The organism is Moorena sp. SIO4G3 (assembly GCF_010692305.1).
Lineage (GTDB): Bacteria > Cyanobacteriota > Cyanobacteriia > Cyanobacteriales > Coleofasciculaceae > Moorena > Moorena producens_A.
In genome coordinates, this window is record NZ_JAAHIG010000068.1 from 23,685 (window position 1) to 31,730 (window position 8,046).

Genomic DNA, 8,046 nt, shown 5'->3' on the forward strand with positions numbered 1-8,046 from the left:
ACGATGTTTGGTAAGGTTAAAGTCTTTTCTTTTTTTTTATTTAAGCATGTCTTGATGCAATAGCGAGTGGGGGAAACCACGCCAGTTGCTCATGGGGGAGACCCCCAAGACCGCACTGGCTCCCCAAGACCGCGCTGCATCGCTTGATCATGTATAGCAGATGATCATGTATAGCAGAAGTCAGAAGTCAGAAGTCAGAAGTCAAAAGTCAGAAGTAAGAAGTCAGAAGTAAGCTAGGACTAGGTTTCCTGAGTTTACGAATGTCAAACACCTTAATGGGTAGTGCTATATTATAGTATTTGAACCAATCCTTATACAGATAGGGAGGTAATGGTATGGCTAAAATTGTGGGTGTTCATGGGATTAATCAAGAATTTAAAGGTAGTAATACAATTTATGATCAATGGCTACCAGCCCTCAAGGATGGCTTGGAGCGTGTTGGAGCTAGATTAGATTCTGATAATGAATTCCGCTGTGCCTTTTATGGAGACTTGTTCAGAGGTCGCTCAAAATCAGCAATGGGAATACCTAACTATGACGCCAGTGATATTGACTCGGATTGGGAGAAGGAACTCCTCCTGGAATGGTGGGAAGAAGCAGCAAAAGTAGGAGATGATATTAAAGGCCCAGCCGATCTATCCAGAGAAAAGGCAACACCCAGACTTGTTCAAAAGGCTTTAAATGCCTTAACTGGTTCTAGGTTTTTTGGTGGTGTTGCTGAAAAAATCGTGATTTCTTTTCTCAAGCAAGTTGGGGGTTACTTACATAATCCAGAGTTAAGACAGCAAATTCGCGATCGCATTGTGAAAGCCATAGATGACGATACCCGTGTATTGGTTGGTCACTCTCTGGGCTCAGTTGTCTGTTACGAAGCCCTATGCCAACACCCAGAATGGTCAGTGGACGTTTTTGTGACTCTAGGTTCCCCATTGGGGATAAAAGGGCTGATTTTTGATCGCTTGGAACCCTCACCGGTCTCTAATTTGGGGTCTTGGCCGGGAAGTGTAAAAAGGTGGATCAACATTGCGGATGCGGGAGACATTGTTGCTTTAGAAAAAGAATTAAATCCTTTATTTGACGGGTTAGTGGAAGATAAGCTTGTTTATAATGGATCCGATGCTCACAATGCTAGTAACTATTTCACCGCATCTGAAACAGGAGAAGCTATTAAGTTGGGCTTTGTGGATTAGTAGACGAGTTATATGGCGGGAAAACCCAGGTATTATTTAATCGCTTCTGGAACAAGCAACTACAACGATCAAGATGTACCTAACTTAGATAGTGTTCCGACAGACTTACAGAGAGTTGTTGATTTATTCACTCATAAATTTGGATATGAAGAAGCCTTGAATAATCTTCGTTTAAATCCGAAGAAAGATGAGTTAATCAAACAATTTTCAGACTGGCTTCAGCATGAAGAACGATGTGAGAGCGATCGCGTAATCTTTTACTATTCCGGTCATGGGGAATATTGCCAAGGAGATAGACATTATCTTTTGATGGAAGATACGGTTATCAATCAAATTCCTCAGACATCCTTGCCAACAGAAGATTTAGTTCGTCCTTTGAACAACGAAGAAGTTAAAATTGAACAAATCCTGTATATTATTGATACTTGTTATTCTGGGGTCGGAATAAGTGATGTCTCGAAGTTTACTACACAAGTTGTTCAGAAATATCAATCGGTAGGAGGAGCAGGTATCGCAGTTCATGGGATTGCAGCTTGTCGTGCCAAAGATACAGCGAAAGAAGATGTATTTTCTAGCGCTTTGGAGCAAGTTCTTAACGATTTAAGTAAAAACTACGAGAATTTATATATTCCTCTAGACTATCTAATTGACCAAATTAATCAGATTATTTCCTCAGAGCAACGTGCTTCCTACTCAGCTTCTGGCTCTGAAAAATCTGCTAAGTTCTTTCCGATTCTGCCTAAGACTATACAAACATGGGAAGAAAAGCAAGATGAACTCATTAGCCAAATTTTTGCTGAATTAAAGAAACACCCAGAAGATAGCTTACTTCAGCTTAACTCCTTTATTGTAAGTTCTAAAAATATTGAAAAGCTTGTATTAGATGACGATTTTATTCTGGATTGTATAGAAATCAAAAAAAGACTGACTGAATTAGGACAAAAACCAGTTTCAAGAGGAATATGCCCTCTAGTTGCTTGTGCAGAATGGTGTCGGCAAAGATTTTCTAAACAGAATGACCTAGTCTTAAGGAGACTTGCTAATACTATTAAAAATTGGCAACAGGAAGTTCTAAGATATCGAGAAGATGCAAACCTCTCTACAATCCAAGAATCTGTTAAAAAAGCTGATTTAAAATTTCAAGAACTGATTAAAAAAGAAAATCTGCGACTTCAAGTTGAGATTGAACCAGAGGTTGATAATGATAATGGTACAGGACAAGGGTCTGGTGTCTTACTTTTGAGTATGAATCTTTGGCTTGAAAGTCAGGATTTACCACTTGGTCGGTTTGCAGAAAAGATACGGTTAGAACCTTGGGAAAGTGAACAGAGTGACTCTGAGCAAGAGAATGAGAGTTTATACACTAATCTTGAAAAAATTTTACCCAACTTAATTCGGAATGCTCGTTATAGTTTACCGGAACGAGTTAATTTAACAATTGAGTATTTTCTTCCCTTCGACTATTTCAAAACACAATTGGATAAAATTACATTTAAGCGAGGAAGAAAACGAACACCGCTCGGTGAAGAGTACCCAATTTTTATCAACTCCTTTGAACGATATTTTGATCAAGATTTTCTTGAGATTCGTGATGAGATTGAAGTCAAGAAGCAAGGGTTATGGAATGATGTAAATAATTCAGTAACTGAACCCAGTGTCCCAGGGGAATTTGAAGGGGATGATATCTATTATATGGGTACAGACCCATCAGATTCCGATCTAGAAAGAATTGAAGAGGCTTTACCCATTGCGGTTTGGAGTCGGAACCTGAACCAACCTCTGATTGAAGGAGAGCATGTAAACCTCTCAGAATGGCAAAATTGGCCTAATAAAATACGTGATTTACGAAAAAAGAAAAAGGGTTTGGAGGTAACCCTTTTCTGGGATGATTTATATCCGAAGCCTTCCCAACGCTGTAGACCCTTGAATACCGACGTGGTGGAGTAAAATGCCAAAAGACCCAACATCTGACCAGCCGGATCCTCGCATCTACCGGGGCTTAACCCTCAGTGCGGAAAGTTTACCAACCCCAGAAGACCAACAACAGCATCTGAGTCGTATTCCACCGCCCCCGCCTTGGCGCACCTTTGGTCTGTCAGTTGAGCAATGGCGTGAAAAAGCAAAATCACAAAATACCCAAGACATCGAAAGAAAGATTAATCCAAAGGCATTGGGGTTTTTTCCGAGCAAGCAAGCAGTAGAATTGGTCAATGCCGCATTGTGTTTACGTCGCCCTTTACTGATTGAAGGAAATCCCGGTAGCGGCAAAACATCCTTAGCCTATGCAGTAGCAGCTGAATTGGGACTACCGGGGCCTTACCGCTGGTCAATTGTTTCTCGGACTACTTTGAAAGATGGTCTCTATGCCTACGATGCCATTGGGCGATTACAAGAAGTGTCTTTACTGAGGCAACAAGTTGGTAATACAGAGAGAATAAAAGAGCCTGACATTGGTAACTATTTAAGATTAAGACCAATGGGTATGGCATTTCATCAATCTCAACCCCGTAGACCGGCAGTGCTGTTAATTGACGAAATTGATAAGAGTGATATTGATATGCCCAATGATCTCTTACATATATTTGAGGAAGGATTTTTTGAGATTCCAGAACTGAGTCGCTTAAAACGTAACGCCCAAAAGGTACTTCCTTACCGCAGTCAAAGCAATGATAGTGATGAAAAAATTTCGATTGACAAAGGATTAATTCAATGTCAAGAGTTTCCTTTAGTCTTGATGACAAGTAATGAAGCACGGGAGTTTCCACCAGCCTTTCTACGCCGATGTTTACGGTTATCTCTTAAGCAACCTGATACAGAAGAGGGTTTTTATAAAATTTTAGAAAATCGCTTTGATGCCACCCATTTAAAGCAACTGGATCAGCCAGCCCGGAAATTAATCAAGGAATTTTTGACACGGATTAAGGCAAGAGACACAACTTTAGCAACGGATCAATTGTTGAATGCCATCTATTTATTATTACAAGGAGATGACTTGACTGAAGAAACACGGAAAGATGTATTGAATACTATCTTCAAATCACTGTGAGGTCAGGGGGAAATGGTGAGTGAAACAAATCAATGGTGGCAAGATGATAGAGAAGTGGCAGAGCTGATCTGGTGCTTGGCTCACGTAGATCGTCTTGTCGCTCCTCCATTGTCTCAAGACATCAAAGCACCAGAGGATATACACCATTCTGATCCGGAATCATCCACTGAAAATCCCTCAGACGATTATCCAAAGATTCCTCCCTCAGTCAAGGAAAAAGAAGAACCACAGATACCCATTGCGGCTAATCTTAAACAGCCTGACCATGCCCAGACTTCCCCTGAAAAACCCGAATCATCCTCCAGTAATTACAGCTCTCCTATTCGTGTTCCTGACCCCTTTCCCTTACCCAAACCTAGGGAAATCAGTAAGGCACTGTTGCCCTTATCTAAACGTGTTCCTGGACTCCTAGCCAATGAACTGGATATTGAGGCAACCGTTGAACAAACAGCCGAAGCTGATGGATTGCCAATGCTGGCATTTCGTTCTCCCCTAGAGCGATGGTTTGAGGTACATTTATTGATTGATTGCTCCCCTTCCATGGCATTTTGGGGAGATTTAGCGGAAGGAGTGGCAACGCTTTTTCGCTGGCAAGGATTTTTCCGGGATGTACGGATTTGGCACTTCGATACAACAGAACCTACCCCCCAATTGTTTTCAGGTGTTGACCGGATTGAACGGAGTGTTGGTAGCCTGATCGCACCAGGAGGACATCGACTCTTTATTGCCTTAACGGATACTTTGGGAAAAGCTTGGTATTCCGGTCAAGCCTTTGAAGTTTTAGCACAATTAGGAGAACAGCATCCTGTTAGTATTGCCCATGTTTTTCCTCAAACCCTATGGCAGCGCACAGGTCTACATCAGGCAATTCAACGACCATTGATTGCTAGTCAGCCAGAGTGTGCTAACTCCATGTTAAAAGTAGGAGCTAGGCTTCGTACAACGGCTAGGTTATATCAATTTCCAATTTTCAATTTATCCGTTAACCACTTTAGCACTTGGGCGAATTTTACCACCGGGAGTGGCAGCAATTCTATTCAAGGGGTTTTAATTAGACAGCATCAGCCCGAAACAGACACAACTAATCCCAAATCAGTGGCGGAAACTCCCGAACAGTTACTAAGAGGATTCTTGGCTAATGCTAGCCCCAAAGCCCGAAAACTTGCTGAAGTTCTGGCTGCTGTTCCCCTGATTCCTCCAGTGATGCGCTTGGCACAACAGTGGTTTTTACCCGATAGCGAACACTGGCATCTGGCAGAAGTTTTTTTTAGTGGTCTTCTCCAAAAGTCTTCCTTGGGGCCAGAGCAGGCAACTGTTCCCGAAACTTGGTATGAATTTCGTCCGGGAATTCGGGAGTTACTGCTAGGAAATAGTCCAGTTCAACGCACCACTGAGATTTGGCGGGAAATTGGAGATTTCATAGAGCACCGTTATGGTAGTCTGCGGGATTTTCCAGCACGGATTCCCAACCCAGCCGGGTCTGTTCCAGATGTTGCTGCAGATCCAGACCTCTATTTTGCTGAAGTCAAAGCAGCAGTTCTCACCACTTGGGGAGGAGAATACGCCAATTTAGCACAAGAACTAAGTCAAAAAGTAGCGAAACGCAAACGGGAGAAAGATGAGATTGGTAAGGGAACAGTTGATCTCACTGACAACTTAGAACCTTTTGAATTTGAAGCAGAAGTTCCCACCATTGTTGTTGAAGAGGAGCTAGACGAGTATGAAGAGAAATTACAACAGTGGACATTTCAAACCCCGACTGTTAACCGTCGGGGAGAAATCATTAAAACAACAACCTACACTGCCTCTTACTTCACCGAAACCCTAACCGATAATGTCGAACTGGAAATGGTAGCTATCCCTGGAGGAACCTTTACAATGGGTTCCCCTGAAAATGAAGTCAGAAGTCAGAAGTCAAAATTAAGAAGTCTCAGGAATAATGAAAGACCTCAACATAATGTCACAATCCAACCCTTCTTTATGGGGAAATATCCTGTCACTCAAGCCCAATGGAAAGCGATCGCATTAATGACAGACTTGAAAGTCGAGAGAGACTTAAATCCACACCCCTCAAGGTTTACAGGAGAGAAGCGCCCCGTTGAAAGGATCAACTGGTATGAAGCAGTAGAGTTCTGTCACCGGCTTTCTCAGCTAACGGGAAGGGAGTATAGACTGCCTTCTGAAGCGCAATGGGAATATGCCTGTCGAGGTGTTAGAGAACCTCTCAAACTTGACAGTGGAGAATCCTATCCCCCATTCTACTTTGGAGAGACGATTACCGGAAAACTAGCCAATTACGATGCCTCAAGAACTTATCGGGATCAACCACCAGGAAAAGAAAGCAAGGAAACCACCCCTGTGGGTCAATTTTATCCGAATCCCTTTGGGTTATATGATATGCACGGGAATGTTTGGGAATGGTGTTTAGATGATTGGCATGATAACTACGAAGGTGCGCCCACAGATGGCAGTGCTTGGATTGATAAGAATGAACCGGAAAATGTCAAGACTGAAAATAAGTCAAATTCAGACAAAAATGACGAAAATAATCCAAAATCGCCTCTGCGGGGCGGCTCCTGGATCTACAATCCTAATAACTGCCGTTCTGCGGTTCGCCTCAGCATCAATAGGCGCGGCCTCCGCGTCCTCAATGTTGGTTTTCGTATAGTGTGCGTATCGGGAATGAAGTCAGAAGTTTGAAGTTTGAAGTCAGAAGTTTTTATGAAGTCAGAAGTTTGAAGTTTGAAGTTTGAAGTTTGAAGAATTATGGCCAAACTGACCATAAAACGCCCAAAACAAACCTTTCGAGGCTACAGAGAATACATAGACCGCATTCCTCTCGAAATGGTCTTAACAAAAAAACCGCGAAATTCCCGCACCTCACGAAGTAGGTGCGGGATCGATAGCGGACTAGAAACTTGACTTTACACCTTGACGCTTTACTGAAAAGTATATATACTAGTAAGCCAGGTCGATAAAAGGATGGAATCCAGTGAAGCACAAAGCCGTTAAAGTAAGAATTTATCCAACTCTTGAGCAAACTCAAATCCTTGCTCAACATTTTGGTTGTGCTCGTTGGTGGTGGAATTATGCGCTAAATCAATGCATAGAAACTTACAAAGAAACGGGGAAAGGCTTGACTCAGTCTGCTCTCAATTCCATGCTGCCAAAACTCAAAAAAGAAGAAGAGACTGAATGGTTAAAAGATTGCTACTCTCAGATATTACAGTCCGTAAGTCTCAATCTTAGCCGTGCATATCAGAACTTTTTTGAAGGTAGAGCAAAATATCCTAAGTTCAAGTCATACCACCATCGCCAATCCATTCAGTATCCTCAAAACGTCAAGCAAATTGGTGATCGCCTTAAATTTCCTGGAAAATTGGGAATTGTCAAAGCAGTGATTCATCGGCCATTAGACGGGGAAATTAAAACGGTAACAGTTAGCAGAGATCCTTCTGGGAGATATTACGCTTCTGTTTTGATGGAATACGAGTCCAAGGGAACAAAGCCATCAACAAACGGAAAGGTGATTGGGATTGACTTGGGCATTAAAGATTTTGCTATTACTTACGATGGCGAAAAAACCTCTAAATTTGGCAATCCTAAGCATATAGCTAGATCCGAGAAAAAATTAGCTAAGAAACAACGTATTGCAGCCCGAAAAAAGAAAGGCAGTAATAAGCGCAGAAAGGCTCGCCGGATTGTAGCTAAGGTATATGAACGTATTGGAAATGTCCGCCAAGACTACTTACATAAACTATCCAGGAAGATTGTAGATCAGAACCAGGTAGTAGTAGTTGAAAACCTAAA

The 8,046-nt window shown here is 42.0% G+C and carries 5 protein-coding genes; all 5 read left to right on the forward strand.

All coding sequences use genetic code 11. The features are described 5' to 3' along the window. Window positions 1-335: 335 nt before the first annotated feature. Entirely contained in the window at window positions 336-1,190 is an 855-nt protein-coding gene (locus F6J99_RS14850; protein WP_293113591.1) for a hypothetical protein, read from the forward strand. Window positions 1,191-1,202: 12 nt separating this feature from the next. After that, window positions 1,203-3,137: a caspase family protein gene (locus F6J99_RS14855; protein ID WP_293113592.1), complete on the forward strand. Its 1,935-nt coding sequence runs from the start codon at window positions 1,203-1,205 to the stop codon at window positions 3,135-3,137. Between the two features lies 1 nt (window position 3,138). After that, window positions 3,139-4,236, forward strand: a complete 1,098-nt coding sequence (locus tag F6J99_RS14860) for a MoxR family ATPase (RefSeq protein ID WP_293113593.1) — start codon at window positions 3,139-3,141, stop codon at window positions 4,234-4,236. A gap of 12 nt (window positions 4,237-4,248) precedes the next feature. After that, complete coding sequence (locus F6J99_RS14865; RefSeq protein WP_293113594.1) at window positions 4,249-6,936, forward strand: formylglycine-generating enzyme family protein; 2,688 nt, start codon at window positions 4,249-4,251, stop codon at window positions 6,934-6,936. A 292-nt stretch (window positions 6,937-7,228) separates the two neighbouring features. Then, window positions 7,229-8,046: RNA-guided endonuclease TnpB family protein (locus F6J99_RS14870; protein ID WP_293113595.1), on the forward strand; the 818-nt coding region annotated here is incomplete at its 3' end.

Bases quoted from the DNA above. Each gene is read 5' to 3' on its own strand.
- F6J99_RS14850 (WP_293113591.1), top strand. From the start codon at position 336: ATGGCTAAAATTGTGGGTGTTCATGGGATTAATCAAGAATTTAAAGGT.
- F6J99_RS14855 (WP_293113592.1), top strand. From the start codon at position 1,203: ATGGCGGGAAAACCCAGGTATTATTTAATCGCTTCTGGAACAAGCAAC.
- F6J99_RS14860 (WP_293113593.1), top strand. From the start codon at position 3,139: ATGCCAAAAGACCCAACATCTGACCAGCCGGATCCTCGCATCTACCGG.
- F6J99_RS14865 (WP_293113594.1), top strand. From the start codon at position 4,249: ATGGTGAGTGAAACAAATCAATGGTGGCAAGATGATAGAGAAGTGGCA.